We start from the raw sequence: 17,758 nt of genomic DNA, 5'->3' as shown, positions 1-17,758 counted from the left end.
GCAGTACAACTAATTTTTCATTGAAAAAAATCAGTTTTTATAACAGTTCAGATGGATACTTACTTATCTGTTATATTTTTTTAAGCTTATTCTGTGTCTAACAACTTACAGTGTTTTTGATGACAATGGATATTGTACCAAGCTGAATTTGATTTTTTGGATCTGACTTTAAAAGTTTGGCCGAAATAGAGAGGTGTGATGTGTTTAAAACTGAAGAATTAAATCAAATATTGCAGATTTTTATGCAGCGGTTACCGTCTCAAAACATCCAGCAACAACTTTCGCATCAATATGTCAATCTTGAAGCAACCATTTTACGCGCTAAAATATTGAGAAATTTATCTCCTGCCCATTCAGTTTATATTATTCAATCCTCAATTGAATGGAATGATCTCAATCTTGCCTATCTTTTTTCGCCGATTATTCTGGCAAACCTAAATAAAAAGACAATTTATACTACGCCATTAACAGTAGCAATCAATTATATGCTTGAATCATATTATCAGATACAAACAAAAAGTCTGGTCAATATTGATAATGCACTGGAAAATTTAAATTTATATCTAGATATTTTTGAGTATATAGATGACGTTGATTTTTTATTTTTAAGTTTGATTAAAGCTATTTGCCATACAGATATATCAAAGATATTTATTATCTCAAAGCTAGATATTGATGTGCAGATTTTAAATAAAATTAACCAATTTTTAAATATTGAAATTTATATTTTAAATAAGACATGCAATATCTCTAGTTTTTCTATACAGCAAATAGATCAAAAGAAATTATTTTTTAAAGTAAAAGATGAATTCCATCGGACATTGTGTCACGATTTTTCTAAAATAAATGCGAAATTATTGATGTTGACACATGGTTTTAACCAAGAACAGGCACATCATTTGATAGAGGATATGTTTTATTCGGAACATCTTTTTGAAAAATTATCAGTTTATTCAGAATATATTCAGACACAAATCCAAAATGAAAATATTCTAAAGCCCTCTCGTTATTCTTCCTCTTCTTTTTAACCGTGTAAATATTCAGGAGCGTCTCTCATGCAAAAAAATAAATCGAATTTCCCATTTGTAACGGTAGGAATCAGTATTTTACTTGGATGCCTGTTTCTTACCTTTTTCTATTTGGCAGTCAGTAATGAACCTGAATATATGCCATCTCAGCAACAAAAACAGTCTCTAGTCAAGCATCAGCCATAATATTTGAAATGGTTCTGTATAAACTAGATTGATCGTAAGGCGTATGTTGAAAGTTAATTTAATTAATATTGGTAATCGTTAAGGTGAATGATATGCGTTTTTTAAAGCAAAAAAATAAGGCAAGTTTTGTATTTCTTATTATCACGCTTTATGCTTTTTTGGGTTTTGGTATTGGTTATATAATCTGGGAATATTTGCTTTGAAAATCAAGTATTTCTATAGATTTGTTGAAATTAATAGAACTATTTTGATTATCTAAATAAAAAATTCTCTTCATGGAGAAAGTAAGTTGGCTGTTTGATCTCGTCCATAACGGCCTTACATGCGGAGGTTAAATAACCATGCTTAGAAACTGAAATGTAACGTTTCAGTTTTGGACTAACAATTTTACTGGTTTGAATCGATTTATCCTAAATCGCATTCTTTATTGGGTATACATTTTTAGTATAAATACAATTCAAGAATTGGGAATTCTCACATAACCGATGGCTTTCCATACTCCAGTCATGTTCTCTAAAGCCTGTTCTGAATCAGATTAAATCCAAAGAGAATGTTTAATTACACTGTATAGGATGTACGATGATGAGTTTAGCTTTACACGGATTAACCCAAGTACCATTACAGCTCTTCCTTTTAGTAAAATAAAAAGCTTTTTAGTATTAAATCTAAAGGCTTTGTGCTTGATCGAGTTGTGTTGAATTGGACGCAGTCAAAAATGTAGCGTTAAATTCTATAATGCGGTCTATTTTGTCACTCCCAATATCAAATTTTTTACTTTTACTTGATTTAATAACAAAGAGTTATACGTTTGATTAGATATTTTGCTTAAAGCACAACGTTACCTTTAAACCACTTAATTGTTCTGACTGATCAAATTGCATCGTGGCCTCAATTGCTTGTAAAGCGGACTGTACAATAGATAAACCAAGCCCACTTCCTATTGCCTGATGCTGCGTTGCAACCAGTCGAACAAAACGTTGCATTACATGGTCATATTGTTCTGGGGCAATGCCATGACCACTATCATGAATTTCAACATAGCAATGTTGGTTTTCTCCACAATATAATTTAATCAGTACCAAACTTTGGACTGGACTATATTTGATAGCATTATCAATCAGGTTAATTAAAATACTGTCTAATGTACTACGAGTAGCAAATATATCTAGGTGTTCTGGCTGATTTTGAATGTCGACTTGTAGATCGATATTTTTATGATGTGCATTTGCCAATAACTGTCCAATACTACGACGTGTTGCTTCAATTAAATTCAAATTTTCCAGTGGTTCGTGCTGTTGAATCTCTTGATGTGCCAATGACATTAATTGTTCGACTAAATGTGTCATTCGATTTAGACTTTGTCTTAGATCTGCTAAATTTTCATTATAACTTGAGCTATTTCGTTGAGTTTTCATGAGCAGTGAACTTTGCAGATTGAGTGCGGTTAAAGGCGTTCTTAGCTCGTGTGCAGCATTGGCAACAAAAAGCTGTTGTTGCTTTTGTGCTGTTTCAATTCGTTTAAATAAATAGTTGAGTTCATTGATGGCGGGCGTAAGTTCAACGGGTAAATCTTTTACATGAATCTCAGATAAATCGTGATAATCCCGTTGTGCAAATGTGGTGCTTAATTCATTGATAGAACGTAAATGATGACGGATAAGACGATAAACTGCATAAATACCAAAGGGCATAAAAAGCAAATAGGGAATGAGCATATTAAATGCAAGTTCTTCGGCCAGATGGCGGCGCACTTTAATCAGTTGGCTAATTTGTATTTGTTTATCAGGCAGCGGGAGGACATAAATTTTTAATTCACCCCGTGTGGTTCGATGTTTAGAAAAATGAGCTGAATTTGAATAAGGCAATAGGTAATTATGCTGCTGGCTTAATCGTTCAAGTTCATTTTTGGAAATAATATCAATAAAAACATCGGTCTCATCATATCTGGCTTTTGGGTTAAACGTGGAGAGGCGGTTTGACAGGTTATTTTTATCTAGAAACTCTGCCATTTCCTGCATTTGTCGATCAATCACTTCCTGTGATTCTTCAAGTGCGATCCGATAAGCAGCAATGCCAATCACAATCAGTAAAATAATACTAAAAACCGAGATGCTCCAAGACATCCTCGAACTGAGCGGCTGGTCATGGTAAATTTGCCAGAGTTTAGCTAAAGCAGGGGGCATTGAGACATCTAACCTGAAGCTTTTGGGGTATCTATACAGTAACCCAGACCACGTACGGTACGAATAAAATCTTTGCCTAATTTATATCTGAGGTTATGGATATGAACTTCGATGGTATTACTATTAATTTCGGTGTCCCAGTCATAAAGTTTTTGCTCAAGCATTTGTCTGGAAAATATCTGATTGGGGTACATCATCATCGGTTCTAAAATCGCCCATTCTTTGGCCGAGAGTTCAATTTTCTTTTTACCTTTGAGTACCCGATGGGTATTGGGAAAGAGCTGAACGTTTCCCACTTTAAAATGAATTTCTTCAAGTGAACTATAGTTTCCACGTCGCAACACCGATTCAATTCTTGCAATCAATTCATCAAAGTCATAAGGCTTCACAATATAATCATCAGCACCGAGCCTTAAACCCTGAATTTTATCGCGGCTTTGGTCTCGTGCACTAATAATAATTACCCCCATCTTATTCATATCAACTTGTTTACGGATATGTTTAAGTACTTCTAGGCCTTCCAATTCGGGTAATCCAAGGTCCAGAAGAACAATATGATAAGTTTGACCAAATAAATAATCGAGAGCCTCCAATCCTGTTTTAGCCCAGTCAATTTCAAATTTTTCATGTTGAAGTAGCTGATAGGTCGATTTTCCAACCATTAAGTCATCTTCGATATATAAAATACGAATCACTTTAAATACTACCTCTACATTGTGCGAGTAAATTCAATTGTGGGTTCAGCACTTTGGTTTGAATATCTAACAGACCCAGCAAAGTTGGGAATAAATTATCCTGACTCACTGCATGATCCTTTTGCAGACTTAAACAATGCTGAATCTTTTGATGTTCAGGCCATTGTTGTGATGTCCAAAATAGAAAGGGAACATGTGTTTGTTCTTTAGGTGCCATAAAATAAGGTGTTCCATGTAAATATAAACCGCTTTCTCCTGTCGATTCGCCATGATCAGATAAATAAATTAATCCTGTAGGTACGCCAGTTTGTTGTAATACATGGATAGCACTTGCCACGATATGATCCGTATATAAGATGGTATTGTCGTACGTATTAATCAAGGAATTATGATCACAATTTTGAATATTATTGGTTTCACAAGCAGGTAGAAATTTTTTGAAATCATGAGGATAACGTTTGTAGTAAGCAGGCCCATGACTACCCATCTGATGTAAAACAATTAACTGATTTTGTTTTAATTTTTTAAGATCCATACTTTTAAGATAGTCATTTAATGCAGCTAGTAAAACTTCATCTTGACACTCACCATTGCTACACCACTTCTGATAAGCGGATTGATCTTTAGGAGAAATATAATTTTTAATACGTTCACAGGTTCCTTTACAACCCGAATTATTATCAATCCAAGTTACTTGATAACCTGCTCTTTGAGCGATATCCAATAAACCTTCGCGATGCGCAGCTAATGCTTGGTCATAATTTTTTCGCGGCATTCCTGAAAACATGCATGGAACTGAGACAGATGTTTGTGTTCCACATGAGGATGCCTGACTAAAATTTACAATATCAAGCTGGCTGAGTTCAGGATTCGTCATTTTGGGATAACCATTTAAGCTAAAGTTTTGCGCACGAGCAGTTTCTCCAACAACCAAAACCATGATTTTTGCAGGCTGTTGAATCGCATAACTGATCTGATGAGCATCTTCACCATAAGAAATTAACGGTAAGTTTTGAGTTTTTACATTCTTATGGGCATAACTCCAACTACTGGATAAAATATTTAATGGTGAAATTTGTGCTTTTAACTCTCGGTTTTCCCTAAAAATAGGTGCATATTGGCTATAAAATGAAAATAATCCCAGACCGATGATGAACAATGCGACCATTAGGCTGATCAATTTATCCAAAAAAAGATGTTTGATATTTTTTGTAGGTTCAATTTTTAGATAACATAAAAGGGCTAAAGGTAAGACAATCGTTTTGATTAACCACAATAAAAACGGAATTGATAATAAATCAACAGCTTCATGAACATCGGTCTGCACGACATTCTGGATTTGGTCGGTATTAATATTCACACCAAGTTGATTGACAAAATACGATGAAAATCCTGTCAATATGATTAAAACTGTAGCCAATACTTTAGCCGAATGTTGCCAACTAAGAATCTGTAAAATAAAGAAATAAAAACCACTTAAGATTAAAAAAGTCACAAAAATAAATGAATATTGGGTTAACCCAGAAAATGAACTAAACGAGGATAGGTGTTGATAAAACCCTATATTGGTAAAACTGGCTAGCCAGCCAGCGACCAAAATATTAAACACTCTCAGAGAGACTGAGATTCTTTTAAGTCGAAGCCGTTGAGCCATGTGCATGATTTCGTATAATGGATGCCGATGTCTTATTTAAAACTGAGAAGATTAAGGAATGATTAGATAAATTTTAATTAAAATTCAATGATTAACACCATGTCTCAAAAATTTCTTATTTATTGAAATGTCTTTTAAATAATTAGGCCAGAACATTTGCCATACTTTATACACCATGAAATCAATCAGCCATGACCACCAGAATGACCATAAGTTATGACTTAGAAAATGAGCACCACGTACCATCTGAACCGTACTCATGAGTGAACCCATGACTAAAGCTAATATCAAACCATAGCGCGCCAACTTTGGATAAAATGGGCGATAAGCAAAATATAAAATTAATAAAGAAAATCCCGCAGATGCATGACCGCCAGGAAAGCATTTCCCATGTATATGAAGAGATTTGAGCCAGTCGATATGATTCGCGTGAACTCGTAAAAGCGTCCATGGGCATGCATGTACAGATTGAGACTTAAATATCCCGATCACTGAAATGGAAATCATCATTCCGATGACTACAACACCTGTTATAGAACGAAGTGGTGAGAATGATTTCTGGAAGATGAATTTAATCCATAATACGACATGTATCATTGCAATAATAATGACTAGATTTTTCAAAAACTCATGTCCAAATTTAACTAAAAACTGGTTTTCTCTTAAGTAATATCCCGAATGATTTACCCAAGGAAGACTGAGCATTTGATCTAATGATCCAGCAATAGGTATGAAAATCAGCATCAATAGGGCAGTGGAAAATAATAAAACCAAATTGTATTTATCAAATTTCTCTAGATACAAAGCCACTTTACGAGATTCCAAGTCATATGAATCCCTAGAATAAAAAATATAGATTAAGACTTGCTGAGAAAGTTATTAATTTTTTTACATTATATTTCAGTTATTTAATATGGTTTTTTGCTAAGAAACACTTAATCATATTCCGCTTTAATAAGCGAACTTGTATGACCTGTATGATCATGTTATGTCACTTTCTGAATTAAATAATACTTTGTTTTTATGGATTAATGCTTCTGTTACGCCATCTCCATTTTTATTAAAAAGTGCCATTTTTATTTCACATGACCTCATTGGTGTTTATCTTGGTTTATGCACTATTTTATTAGTTAAGACCTCTTTAAATTACAAAAGAGCCTATTTGCATAGCATTTTGATGGTTCTCATTGGGGTTTGTATTGCCGCAATCATTGATCATTTTTATTATCATCCACGACCTTTTGTATTGAGACTGGGACATTTACTGGTTTCCCATGCGGCTAACAATTCTTTTCCTAGCCACCATATGTTGACCATTAGCATATTAGCATTTTCATTTTTATATCAAGATTGTAAAAAGCTTGGGACGATAGGCATGTTGATTGCGGCTTTGGTTGGGTGGTCACGTGTTTATTTGGGGGTACATTTCCCCCTTGATATTTTAGGAGGCATTCTTATGGCATTTGTTATAGTGAACGTCTACATACAAAGTCGAAAAATCTTATTCCTAAAGCCCCCTCAAACCCTATAAATTTGTGTGGGCAAGAGCCTTATCAATGAATGCAATCGTTTATTTATAACTTGAAATAAAGTTTTATTTTTAGACCCTGTAATATTTCTGAACGATCTAACTGTAGAGTGGCCTGAATAGATTCCAGTGCAGATTGCACGATGGATAATCCAAGTCCACTACCTACGATTTGAGATTGGGTTTCAATCAAGCGTACGAAACGTTGCATCACATGATCATATTGTTCAGGCGCAATGCCCGGACCACTATCATGTATTTCGACCAGAATCGTATCAGTGTACTCAAATAATTTAATCAGAATCTGGCCATGTTCAGGGCTATATTTAATGGCATTATCAATCAAATTGAGAAAGATACTTTCCAACGCACTGACTGTGGCCTGTACTTCTACTTTTTCATTGAAATCATCAATATTGACCTGAACATCGATGTCTTTTTTACGGGCATTGGCAAGCAATTGACCTGTACATTGACGTATAATTTCAAGTAAATTGAGAGGATATAAAGCTTCGCTAGAAAGTGCCTCCTGATGTGCCAAAGTCATAAGTTGATGAACCAGATGCGACATTCTTTTCAGGTTTTGATCCAGATCATCGATATTTTCCTGATAAAAAGGGCTGTCTTTCGGGGTTTTAATCAATACGGCTGTTTGTAAACTTAATGCGGTTAAAGGTGTTCTTAATTCATGTGCTGCATTGGCAATAAATTTTTGTTGTTGTTGTTGGGCATCTTCAATCCTTTTAAATAAATAATTTAATTCATCAATAGCAGGAGTAATCTCGACAGGCAGGTTTTTAACTTGAACTTCAGATAAATCGTTATAGTCCCGTTGTGAAAACGTTGTCTTTAAATCTGCAAGTGGTCTTAAATGATAACGAATGAGAAAATACACTCCCAGTATGGCAAATGGCATAAAAATAAAATAGGGAATAAGCATATTAAAGGCCAATTCACGCGCCAGATTTTTACGCACAATGACCAGTTGACTGATTTGGATTTGCTTATCTTCAAGCGGTAAGACATAAGCTACTATTTTACCGCGGGTGCTATTTTTTCTTATAAATTGAGCTTTCTCCAGATGATCGACCAAATAGTTATGATTTTTGATTAAAGTCGATAATTGATCACGGTCAACAATATCAATGAAGACATCGCGTTCACCGTAGCGGCGATGAGGATCAAAGGTTGAAAGGCGGTGAGGAATGTTGACACTGGCAAGAAATTCCGCCATTTCCTCCATTTGTTTATCAATAACTTCCTGAGATTCTTCCAAGGCAATCCGATAAGCAGAAATCGCGATTAAAACCAGTAAAATAATACTTAAAACAGAAATACTCCAAGTCATTCGAGAACTTAGAGGCTGTTTATGATAGAAGTGAAAAAATTTACTAAAAATCATCCTTCTCCTGTTTTATCGGGTTTCAATGCAGTAACCGAGGCCTCGCACTGTACGGATTAAATCTTTACCTAATTTTTGACGTAGTTTATGGATATGGACTTCAATGGTATTACTATTAAGTTCAACATCCCAGTCATAAAGTTTTTGTTCAAGTGCCTGTCGTGAAAAAATCTGGTTAGGATACATCATTAAAGGTTCTAGAACGGCCCACTCTTTTGCTGAAAGTTCTACAGAATGTCCTTGTTTTAATACTTTACGTGTATTTGGAAACATCTGGGTATCTCCAACTTCAAAGCAGATTTCTTCAATCGTGCTAAATTTTCCTCTGCGAAGCACCGATTCAATTCTCGCGACTAACTCATCAAAATTGTAAGGTTTTACAATATAGTCATCTGCACCTAGTCTAAGTCCCTGAATTTTATCGCGACTTTGATCTCGTGCGCTGATAATAATTACGCCTAATTGTTTTAAATCAGCTTTTTTACGAATATGCTTAAGGACTTCTAAACCCTCTAATTCGGGCAGACCCAGATCAAGTAAAACCAGATGGTAAACATGATTAAAAAGTAAATCTAAAGCTTCGAGTCCTGTCTTGGCCCAATCGACATTAAATTTTTCATGTTTTAATAATCGGAAGGTTGATTTACCAATCATGAGGTCATCTTCGATATAGAGTATTTTTATCATGAAGCACCTGTAGGAAGCTTAAATTCTAAGAAAGAGGCAGGGGAAGCAAACTTTAAATCAAAATATTGAAATTATAACTCGGCCCATTTACGCATTAAATTATGGTACAAATTGGTGAGTTTGATTACTTCCTGATGTTTATCCCCTAATTGCATCCGCAAATTTTGTATCGTTTGATCCAGATTAAATAACATATAACGTTCTGCATCATCTCTGACCATACTTTGAACCCAAAAAAATGAAGCAATACGACAGCCAGCAGTGACCGCAGTGACTTCGTGTAAACTAGTGGATGGATATAAGATCATATCACCTGCGGGAAGTTTAACTTCATGATATCCATAGGTGTCTTCAACCACCAAATCGCCACCGTCATACTCGTCTGGCTCACTTAAAAACACAGTACAAGATAAATCAGTTCTTAACCGTTCATTACTTCCTCGGATTCTGCGAATCGAATTATCGACGTGAAAACCAAAGGCTTCATTATTTTCATATCGATTAAAAAGAGGAGGAATAATATCCAAAGGAATGGCAGCAGATAAAAATAAAGGGTGTTGTCCTAAGGATTCTAAAATTATATTACTTAAATGATGGGTTAAAGGATGATCTTCTGGAAGCTGCTGGTTTTGTTTGACTGTAGCTGAAAGTGTTCCAGCGGTAACTTTTCCATTGACCCATTCAATCTTGCTCATTTCTTCGCGGAAATACAGAACTTGTTCTTTGCTTAAGACATTTGGAATATGATGAATCATTACACTACCTGCCAGATGAGTGGCTCATAATAAATAAGGATAAAATAGCCTCACGATGAGGCTATTTTATCCCAAATCCCATAATTAAAATATGGAATTAATACTTAAAGTTTAATGCGACTACAGCACTACGGCCTTCTGCTTCAGTTGCAAAGTGAGAAGCATAAGCTTTGCTGAAGTAGCGGGTATCGGTCAGGTTATTTAGATTTAGCTGTAAATTAATGTTTTTGTTTACGTCGTAACGTACCATGGCATCATAACGTACATAACCCGGCACCCATTTTGTATTGGCAGCGTTGCCGTAAACTTTGTCCATCGCGATTGCACCTGCACCTAAAGTAAGCTGTGGTAATACTTTATAAGTGGTCCAGAGTGTGGCGCTGTTGGTTGGAACGTTTGGAAAGTTTTTACCTTTAGCTGGGTTATCTGGAGAACATACACCAGTACGTGAGCATGATGGTCCTGGATCAGTTTGTTCACTATCTAAATAAGTATAGCCTGCTGATACCGCCCATTTATCCGTAATATTTCCGTTTAGACCAAGTTCGATCCCGTCAACCTTACTTTTCCCACCATTCGTATAAGTAGTTGGGTCGATTTGAATACGTGTATTTTGCTTCTCGGTACGGAAAATGGCAGCCGTTAAATTAAGTTTATCGTTTAAAAGATCCCACTTGGTGCCAACTTCAAAGGTACGTGCTTTTTCTGGATCAAGATCTTGATTGTTTGCACTGACTGCTGTTTCAGAACCATCGCCAGCATCGGCACCTACAGGGTTGGCTGAAGTTGCATAGCTTGCATAGATAGCGCCATTTTCCGTTGGTTTAAATGTTAAACCAGCTTGATAACTAAAGAAATCTGTATTGTTTTCTAATGTAGCACCAGTCGCATTAGTTTTTAACTCAGTATCAAACTTGTCCCAACGTACCCCCAGATCTAACAACCATTGTGGGTTAAATTCAATGCTATCCAATAAATAGACAGATGTCGTTTCAGAGGTTGTCGTTGTTACGGCCTTGTTAGCAGTAATTGTTCCGAGGAAACGATCACTTGAATTAGGATTGAAGGTCGACGTACACCAGCCATTGGAAGCGGTTAAACCTAAGCTACATGCGCCATTTGCAACTGCGCCAGTAATTGACTTGGTATTTGGATCCGTAACGGTATAGCTACCTTTATCTGACTCAGCTTTACTATATTCAGCGCCCACATTAAAGCTATGTTTGAATGTGCCAGTATTAAATTTACCCGCTAAAGACAGCTGATCAGAAAAAGTATCAGTGTCTGTAATACGGCTGTTCGCACGACGCCAGATACCTGTATCTTTTAATTCACCTGTTGTTGAGTTAATAAAATTACCCTGACTATCATCTGGTTGAGTCCATACATAGTCATTTTTAGATTTGTTATAAACGGCCGTATTACTGATCGTTATGCTATCAGTCAAATCATGTTCAAGCTTGATGGTACCGATCTGGTTTTCCTGTTTTTGAAAATCACGGTCTTTCCAGCCGTAATAAATACCCTGTTTAACATCAATTGGCTTTCCAGAACCAGCAGCATAATTATTTGGGTTGTTATAAGGAACACCAGAGTCAGGAGTATCATCTGTTCTTAAGTAGTAGTAACTTAAAGTGGCACGAGTAGCACTGTCCAGACCGAACGTGATACTTGGTGCAATACCGGCACGTTTATATTCTGTACCATCACTTTGTCCTGCTTTGTCATTTTCATGACCCATTACTGCAACACGCGCAGCAATACCATTACCAAAGTCTTTATTGGCATCTAAGGTAATACGATGATAGTCATCTGTACCATTTTGGATAGAACCTTCTAAAGAGTCGCCTTTTTTGGCTACTTTAGAAATCATATTGATGCTACCACCGACTGAACCGGCACCCCCCATTGAAGATGAAGATCCTTTGGTGACTTCAACTTGTTCAATCGCAAACATTTCACGATTTTGTGAAGTAGAGTTACGCATGCCATCAATATACATTGAACTTTCAGAACTATAACCACGGATAAACGGACGGTCGCCATTTGGGTTACCGCCTTCACCTGCGCCTAATGTAATACCCGGTACATTACGCAACGCATCGCTTAACGTTGTAACGTTGGTATCTTCAATAAGTTGCTGAGAAATGATTGAAACAGATTTCGGTGTATCGAGTAAAGGAGCAACAAATTTTGCATTCGCAGAATTATCAACTTTTAAAGATTCTTGTTGGGTTGCTGTTGCTGCACTTTGGATTGTAGGAAGTTGGGTCACATTTTCTTGTGCAAATGCAGGTACAGCGACCACTGATAATGAAGAAGCAATTGCAGATGAAACAATTTTCTTTCGCGTTTTGATAAAAGACATTCTTGCCCCAATAGTCAATAATAAACAGTATGCGAATAGTAATGATTCTTAATTATAGATACAATATATTTACATTGTTATTTTCGATAAATTTATAAAAAAAGATAATATTTTTAAATATTTTATGCTTAATAATAATGATTATTAGTAGGGATTTTACTTATTTTTTCTTCATACATTCTTCACATTTTATCTGTATAAATAAAGAAAACGATTTAATAGATATATTTCTATTTTCTGAAAGATTAAGAATGTTTTTCTCAATATCACTATTATCTAGTAAGTAGGTTTTTTCACATTCTTCACAATATAAACGAATAGATCCATTTTGTTTTTTTATTGAGTAATAAGCTTGCTGGTCGCCTATTTTAAAGCGCTGTATTACCCCAGCCATCTCTAAAGCTCTTAGTGATGAATATATTGTTGATATATATACATTTTTTCTATTTTTTTGAGCGACTTTTCTTTCAATTTCATAAGCTGTTATTTCTTTGTTTGCTTCGATTAATGTCTTTACTACATGAATCCGGGGTAAAGTGGCTCGCAATTTTGCTTTTTTTAAAATATTTAGAACAACTTCTTCTAAATGATGACTTTCCATGATGATTCTATTATCCAATATAAAACGTTATTTTAACAACTAGTATAAAAAATGCATATATTTTTAGATTAAAAATAAAAAAATAAAGCTTAAGTAAGTCTTAAGAATTATTTTTTATAATATGTGCTTATTTTTATTAAAATATAAATTGTGTAGAAATTATGAAGATAAATTTAATAAATAGAATATATGCTGAAATTGGTTTTTGAGGAATATTTAATAATTATTTATTTTAGTTTTATATTGGTTTTAATTTATAAAATAAATTCCATGAAAGAGGTGTGAAGCATTCCTATGTAGAGGATATTTTTCGATAATTAAATCTCATGTTTTACTCGTCTGAGGTTTGCAGAAACACCCAATGGATTCTGAATACATAAAAAGCCACTTTTACAAATGATTGATTTACTTTATGGCATTTGTTAAGGGCATTTGAAATAAAAAAATGATATAAATTATTGATAAAACTAATTGTTTCTTTGAAAGTTCAATTTTCTTCTAAAGCGGTCAAATGCTAGGGATCGCTGGATGTCTAGTTTTAGAGCTTAAATCTCGATCTCATTTATAGCGAATTTTTGTTCTTTACTAATTGTACTTTTTCAATATTTCCAGAAATTTTTCCAGTTCCTGTTCATTATATTTGTCTTCCAATACATGAGTTTTTAAGTGTTGTTCCACTAATTCATTCATCAAACCATTGATCGCGCCACGGATAGCCGCTACTTGTTGTAAAACCGCTATACACGAAACGTCCTCATTGGTCATAGCCGTATGAACCGCATTCATTTGGCCTTGTACTCTTTTAATCCGATTTAAGATTTTGCGATTGTCATGCAGGTGGCTCATAGACGAACTCAAATAATTTAAATATACTCTGGGGGAGTATATTGGATTTTTTAAAAAATGACGAATAATATTTTGCTAGACAAACATCATCATCAATTTGACAAAGGTAATCCGTTGGCTCAAAAGAAAATTCTATGGGCAACTTTACTCACTGGGATCATGATGATTGCTGAAATTTCTGGTGGGATGGTGTTTAACTCAATGGCGTTATTGGCTGATGGCTGGCATATGAGCTCTCATATGGTTGCATTGGGACTTGCATATCTGGCTTATCGGGCGGCGCGTTATTATTCGCAGGATTCTAGATTCTGTTTTGGTAGCTGGAAGATTGAAGTTTTGGCTGGTTATAGTAGTGCCATACTTTTAATGGTGGTTGCGATCTTGATGTGCTTTAGTTCAGTCGAAAGATTATTTAACCCTGTGACCATTTACTATAACGAAGCTATCGGGATTGCTATCGTAGGTTTAATCATTAATTTAATTTGTGCGTGGTTGTTACACGATGATCATTCACATCACCATTCGCATGATCATGCTGAACATACTCATTCACATCATCACGAACATGGCCATCAGGATCTAAACCAAAAAGCTGCTTTTATTCATGTTGTAGCAGATGCTGCGACTTCTGTACTTGCCATTATTGCACTATTTGCAGGTAAATATTTTGGATGGAATTTTTTAGATGCGCTATTAGGAATTGTAGGGGCAGTCCTTGTAGCCAAATGGTCATGGGGATTGATTCGACAAACTGGAAAAATCCTTTTGGACGCTGAAATGCAAGAGCCAGTTCTCGAGGAAATAAAAGAAGTTATTGATCAGCTTGATAGGAAGATCACTATTGTGGACTTGCATGTTTGGCAAGTCGGGAAAGGAAAATTTTCTTGTATTTTATCCTTACAAACATCGAATCATTCTTTGACGCCTAAAGATATCAAACAGGCTTTATCTATTCATGAAGAAATCGTACACGCCAGTATTGAGATTAATCTCATTCATGAAGATGATTTAACGTTAGCAGCTTATAATTAAATTTATAGATGTAGTGCACCAACCTTAATATAAAATTTCAACGTGACTTTTCAAAAGCTTAAAAAGTGGTGAGTTAGAGAATATCAACTCATCCTAGATTTCTGCGATACTGAATAGGAGTTATTCCACTCCATTTTTTAAAAGCACGTGTGAAGTTGGTCGGTTGTTCATATCCAAAATAAACAGCGATTTGTTGAATTTCCATATCTGCATTCAACAATAATGCTTGTGCTTCTTTATATTTAATGTCATCGAGAAGTTCTGAAAAAGAGGTTCCTAGTTGTTGTAAGTTTCGTTTCAAAGTTCGACTCGATATAGCCATTCTCTGTGCAACCTTGTCTAATTCGGGATATCCTTCATATGGAGTGAGGGTTAACTCTGCTTTGACTTTGGTGAGGATGTCACTGATATTTTTAACAAAACGCAATTGTTCAATTTTGCATTGTTGTAAAGCCTGCTGATAGGCAACAGAATCTGCCATTGGTAATGGGGTTAATAAAGCAGGGGTTCGATAGCGAATGAGATTGTTTGGTTGGTCAAACTGAATGTTTGGAAGGTAATCTTTAAATTTTTGATGATAGTCAGGTTCAGCCCAATCTACTGTGATTTCAATATCATCAAAACTATATTGAGATAAAAATTTTCCTGCCTGCGCTGTCCCGATTAATAAACATTCATAAAAAAAACGTCTTAATAGAAATACTTGCTCAACTTGTTTACTCATGACTGGATGAACTTCATTGATGATCACCGTACATTGTTCGATATTTTCAGTAAAACTCAATTGATAGTGCCGTAAGCGCATGCTGAAAAATTGAATCGTAAGTTCAATTGCTTGTTTAAGATTTTTACAGCTCATCAGTGCAAAACCCATGGGGCCATGTGCGGTCAACCGCAAGCGCAGACCATATTCATACCCTAACCCTGTGTCACCCGCCAATCTCAAACTTTCCCAGACCAACCGTGACCATTGTTTGGGGGTAACGCGTGCATTACTGTCTTGAAGTAGATGTGGAGAAATTTTGCTTTTTTTAACCAGTTCCCGTGTACAGAAGTTTTTATCAGCCATGATTTCTAATAATAAAAGTACGTAGGAAACTGGAATACTGGCACTGTTCAGTAAGAAAGGGTCTTTCATATTTTAATATTTGGCCTAATCTGATTAGTATTATGTCTCAACTGCATCTCACGCTCAAGTTTTAAGCGATGAATACTAGTTCAAGTATTTGAGTCGAGATCAAACTATGCCACTCCCATCCGTGCAAAAAGATTCTAAAGTCGTGATTACTGGGGCTTCCTCAGGTATTGGAGAAGAGTTAGCAAAGCAGTTTGCAGCACAAGGGTATGCTTTGCTATTGGTTGCAAGACGTGGAGATAAGCTGGAACAGTTAGCACAACAATTAACACAGCGTCATCATATACAAGTGGATGTATATTCGTGCGATTTAGCCAATCGTGATGAAAGAGCAAAGTTTAGAGATTATCTTCAACATATTCAGGTCAGTATTCTTTGCAATAACGCAGGTTTTGCAACATTTGGCAACTTACATGGACTAAGCGCTGACCGTGAATGTGATCAAGTTGAACTAAATGTTGTTGCAGTACATGACCTAACGCTAGCTGTTTTGCCACAAATGATTGCAAAAAAGTCAGGGGCAATTTTGATTGTAGGTTCTACTTCAGGCCATCAACCTACACCTACTAATGCAACTTATGCTGCTACTAAAGCATTTGCCAATTCATTCGCAGAATCCTTACATAGTGAACTTAAGGGAACAGGGGTAAGTTGTACCTTGTTGGCTCCTGGGCCGACGCGTACAGGTTTTACTGATGTTGCAGGTATTAGCAAAATTGAGGGTGTCGGGGGAAATTTAGTCTGGGTGAGTGCCGAACGGGTTGCCAAAGAGGCTATACAAGGCATGCAGCGTAATCGTCGTATTGTGATTCCTGGTTTTATTGCTCAGGCGCAAACCTTGGGTGGACGTTATACCCCTCGCGTCATTTTGTTGCCCATCCTTAAACAAGTATTTTCGAGATTGAAGTCATGAAACAATTTATTCAAGATTTAAAGACACCATTTCGATTGGCTCGTTTAGGCAATAAGATTTATCACAATGCACAGTACCTCACCGCAGTGGTTGAGATTGATCCTAAAAAAATGGCGAAATGGTTACCAGCAGGGATCAAACTTGCCACTCCCTATCGAGCTGATCTTTTCTGTGCTTATTTTCCGGACAATGTATATACAGATGCCTATCACGAAGCGGGATTATTCGTGCATATAAAAGTGGGCAAAAAAACAGGAATCTTTTGCCCCTGGATGATTCTGGATGATGATCGCGCCATGATTATTGGCCGTGAGTTGCTCGGATATCCCAAAAAAATGGGTGAAATTAGTTGGGACAATGATGGCACACGGATTATAAGTCAAGCATCACGTCGTGGCACAGTACTCATCGAGATGGAGGCTCAGTTAGGGAAACCTTTACATAATGCTCCGCCAATTCTGGGCTTACCACATCGCAATATTTCTGGTTGTTTGGGGGTAGGCTTACCGAGAGAGATTCGCTTTACGCCGCAAGAGCATCCAATTGAAGTACGTCAAGTTGAAATGAAACTACATTTTAGCGGAACAGAAAATGATCCTTTGCATGATATGGGGCTAGGGCGCGTAGTCGATGCTCGTTTGCATCGTGTCGATTTATCTGGAGGTTTTATTCCTCCTATGCAAATTCCAAGATGGCGCACTCCATTGTTTTTAATGCGTCAATTTAATCCGCGTGTTCTGTAAAC

General features: G+C 36.0%; 18 protein-coding genes. 7 read left to right on the top strand and 11 right to left on the bottom strand.

Translation table 11 applies throughout. The features are described 5' to 3' along the window. Positions 1-200 precede the first annotated feature (200 nt). The 3 genes from IAE19_RS09805 (at position 201) to IAE19_RS16810 (ending at position 1,417) form a co-directional block, all read left to right on the top strand. Positions 201-1,028, top strand: coding sequence for a hypothetical protein (locus tag IAE19_RS09805; RefSeq protein WP_200460759.1), 828 nt, complete (start codon positions 201-203; stop codon positions 1,026-1,028). Positions 1,029-1,055: 27 nt separating this feature from the next. After that, positions 1,056-1,214 carry a hypothetical protein gene (locus tag IAE19_RS09800; RefSeq protein ID WP_200460758.1) on the top strand — a complete coding sequence of 53 codons (159 nt, stop codon included), beginning with the start codon at positions 1,056-1,058 and terminating at the stop codon, positions 1,212-1,214. 92 nt (positions 1,215-1,306) lie between these two features. After that, on the top strand, positions 1,307-1,417 hold the full coding sequence (locus IAE19_RS16810) for a hypothetical protein (RefSeq protein WP_413784495.1): 111 nt from the start codon (positions 1,307-1,309) through the stop codon (positions 1,415-1,417). A 609-nt stretch (positions 1,418-2,026) separates the two neighbouring features. Here the strand turns inward: IAE19_RS16810 and IAE19_RS09795 are convergent. From IAE19_RS09795 to IAE19_RS09780, 4 genes are all read right to left on the bottom strand, one after another. Further along, a complete protein-coding gene (locus IAE19_RS09795; protein ID WP_227612226.1) occupies positions 2,027-3,397 on the bottom strand; it encodes a sensor histidine kinase in 1,371 nt (456 codons plus the stop codon). 8 nt (positions 3,398-3,405) lie between these two features. Further along, positions 3,406-4,092, bottom strand: coding sequence for a response regulator transcription factor (locus IAE19_RS09790; RefSeq protein WP_200460757.1), 687 nt, complete (start codon positions 4,090-4,092; stop codon positions 3,406-3,408). 1 nt (position 4,093) lies between these two features. Beyond that, the gene (locus IAE19_RS09785) at positions 4,094-5,746 is read right to left on the bottom strand and encodes a phosphoethanolamine transferase (protein WP_200460756.1); all 1,653 of its coding nucleotides are present in this window, start codon (positions 5,744-5,746) and stop codon (positions 4,094-4,096) included. Between the two features lie 84 nt (positions 5,747-5,830). Beyond that, a complete protein-coding gene (locus IAE19_RS09780; RefSeq protein WP_227612225.1) occupies positions 5,831-6,571 on the bottom strand; it encodes a phosphatase PAP2 family protein in 741 nt (246 codons plus the stop codon). A gap of 163 nt (positions 6,572-6,734) precedes the next feature. Between IAE19_RS09780 and IAE19_RS09775 the strand changes: the two genes are divergently transcribed. Continuing rightward, positions 6,735-7,277 (top strand): undecaprenyl-diphosphatase, encoded by a 543-nt coding sequence (locus tag IAE19_RS09775; RefSeq protein WP_200460755.1) that lies wholly within the window; start codon positions 6,735-6,737, stop codon positions 7,275-7,277. Between the two features lie 43 nt (positions 7,278-7,320). On the opposite strand, the gene IAE19_RS09770 is transcribed toward IAE19_RS09775, so the two are convergent. The 6 genes from IAE19_RS09770 to IAE19_RS09745 all read right to left on the bottom strand — a co-directional run bounded on the left by IAE19_RS09770 (position 7,321) and on the right by IAE19_RS09745 (position 13,933). Continuing rightward, entirely contained in the window at positions 7,321-8,676 is a 1,356-nt protein-coding gene (locus IAE19_RS09770; protein ID WP_200460754.1) for a sensor histidine kinase, read from the bottom strand. Positions 8,677-8,688: 12 nt separating this feature from the next. Further along, a complete protein-coding gene (locus IAE19_RS09765) occupies positions 8,689-9,363 on the bottom strand; it encodes a response regulator transcription factor (protein ID WP_200460753.1) in 675 nt (224 codons plus the stop codon). Positions 9,364-9,434: 71 nt separating this feature from the next. Beyond that, positions 9,435-10,118, bottom strand: a complete 684-nt coding sequence (locus IAE19_RS09760) for a Fe2+-dependent dioxygenase (RefSeq protein WP_200460752.1) — start codon at positions 10,116-10,118, stop codon at positions 9,435-9,437. A 97-nt stretch (positions 10,119-10,215) separates the two neighbouring features. Then, a complete protein-coding gene (locus IAE19_RS09755; RefSeq protein WP_200460751.1) occupies positions 10,216-12,486 on the bottom strand; it encodes a TonB-dependent receptor in 2,271 nt (756 codons plus the stop codon). A gap of 160 nt (positions 12,487-12,646) precedes the next feature. Further along, complete coding sequence (locus IAE19_RS09750) at positions 12,647-13,087, bottom strand: Fur family transcriptional regulator (protein ID WP_200460750.1); 441 nt, start codon at positions 13,085-13,087, stop codon at positions 12,647-12,649. 585 nt (positions 13,088-13,672) lie between these two features. After that, a complete protein-coding gene (locus IAE19_RS09745; RefSeq protein WP_200460749.1) occupies positions 13,673-13,933 on the bottom strand; it encodes a metal/formaldehyde-sensitive transcriptional repressor in 261 nt (86 codons plus the stop codon). Positions 13,934-13,990: 57 nt separating this feature from the next. On the opposite strand from IAE19_RS09745, the gene dmeF reads away from it, so the two are divergent. After that, positions 13,991-14,965: a CDF family Co(II)/Ni(II) efflux transporter DmeF gene (dmeF, locus tag IAE19_RS09740; protein WP_200460748.1), complete on the top strand. Its 975-nt coding sequence runs from the start codon at positions 13,991-13,993 to the stop codon at positions 14,963-14,965. Between the two features lie 88 nt (positions 14,966-15,053). Here the strand turns inward: dmeF and IAE19_RS09735 are convergent, their stop codons facing one another. Further along, positions 15,054-16,103, bottom strand: coding sequence for a helix-turn-helix domain-containing protein (locus tag IAE19_RS09735; RefSeq protein ID WP_200460747.1), 1,050 nt, complete (start codon positions 16,101-16,103; stop codon positions 15,054-15,056). Between the two features lie 106 nt (positions 16,104-16,209). Between IAE19_RS09735 and IAE19_RS09730 the strand changes: the two genes are divergently transcribed. Then, entirely contained in the window at positions 16,210-17,013 is an 804-nt protein-coding gene (locus tag IAE19_RS09730) for an SDR family NAD(P)-dependent oxidoreductase (RefSeq protein ID WP_200460746.1), read from the top strand. Then, positions 17,010-17,756, top strand: a complete 747-nt coding sequence (locus IAE19_RS09725) for an acetoacetate decarboxylase family protein (RefSeq protein WP_200460745.1) — start codon at positions 17,010-17,012, stop codon at positions 17,754-17,756. Before IAE19_RS09730 ends, IAE19_RS09725 begins: the two co-directional genes overlap by 4 nt. Positions 17,757-17,758: the final 2 nt, after the last annotated feature.

This window comes from Acinetobacter sp. S40 (genome assembly GCF_016624705.1).
In the GTDB taxonomy this organism is placed as follows: Bacteria; Pseudomonadota; Gammaproteobacteria; order Pseudomonadales; family Moraxellaceae; genus Acinetobacter.
This window is presented reverse-complemented; position numbering and strand designations above follow the sequence as displayed.

Excerpts from the sequence above, each read along its gene's own strand:
- IAE19_RS09800 (WP_200460758.1), top strand. The coding sequence starts at position 1,056 with ATGCAAAAAAATAAATCGAATTTCCCATTTGTAACGGTAGGAATCAGT.
- IAE19_RS16810 (WP_413784495.1), top strand. The coding sequence starts at position 1,307 with ATGCGTTTTTTAAAGCAAAAAAATAAGGCAAGTTTTGTATTTCTTATT.
- IAE19_RS09795 (WP_227612226.1), bottom strand. The coding sequence starts at position 3,397 with ATGCCCCCTGCTTTAGCTAAACTCTGGCAAATTTACCATGACCAGCCG.
- IAE19_RS09785 (WP_200460756.1), bottom strand. The coding sequence starts at position 5,746 with ATGGCTCAACGGCTTCGACTTAAAAGAATCTCAGTCTCTCTGAGAGTG.
- IAE19_RS09775 (WP_200460755.1), top strand. The coding sequence starts at position 6,735 with ATGTCACTTTCTGAATTAAATAATACTTTGTTTTTATGGATTAATGCT.
- IAE19_RS09770 (WP_200460754.1), bottom strand. The coding sequence starts at position 8,676 with ATGATTTTTAGTAAATTTTTTCACTTCTATCATAAACAGCCTCTAAGT.
- IAE19_RS09765 (WP_200460753.1), bottom strand. The coding sequence starts at position 9,363 with ATGATAAAAATACTCTATATCGAAGATGACCTCATGATTGGTAAATCA.
- IAE19_RS09760 (WP_200460752.1), bottom strand. The coding sequence starts at position 10,118 with ATGATTCATCATATTCCAAATGTCTTAAGCAAAGAACAAGTTCTGTAT.
- IAE19_RS09755 (WP_200460751.1), bottom strand. The coding sequence starts at position 12,486 with ATGTCTTTTATCAAAACGCGAAAGAAAATTGTTTCATCTGCAATTGCT.
- IAE19_RS09750 (WP_200460750.1), bottom strand. The coding sequence starts at position 13,087 with ATGGAAAGTCATCATTTAGAAGAAGTTGTTCTAAATATTTTAAAAAAA.
- IAE19_RS09745 (WP_200460749.1), bottom strand. The coding sequence starts at position 13,933 with ATGAGCCACCTGCATGACAATCGCAAAATCTTAAATCGGATTAAAAGA.
- dmeF (WP_200460748.1), top strand. The coding sequence starts at position 13,991 with ATGACGAATAATATTTTGCTAGACAAACATCATCATCAATTTGACAAA.
- IAE19_RS09735 (WP_200460747.1), bottom strand. The coding sequence starts at position 16,103 with ATGAAAGACCCTTTCTTACTGAACAGTGCCAGTATTCCAGTTTCCTAC.
- IAE19_RS09730 (WP_200460746.1), top strand. The coding sequence starts at position 16,210 with ATGCCACTCCCATCCGTGCAAAAAGATTCTAAAGTCGTGATTACTGGG.
- IAE19_RS09725 (WP_200460745.1), top strand. The coding sequence starts at position 17,010 with ATGAAACAATTTATTCAAGATTTAAAGACACCATTTCGATTGGCTCGT.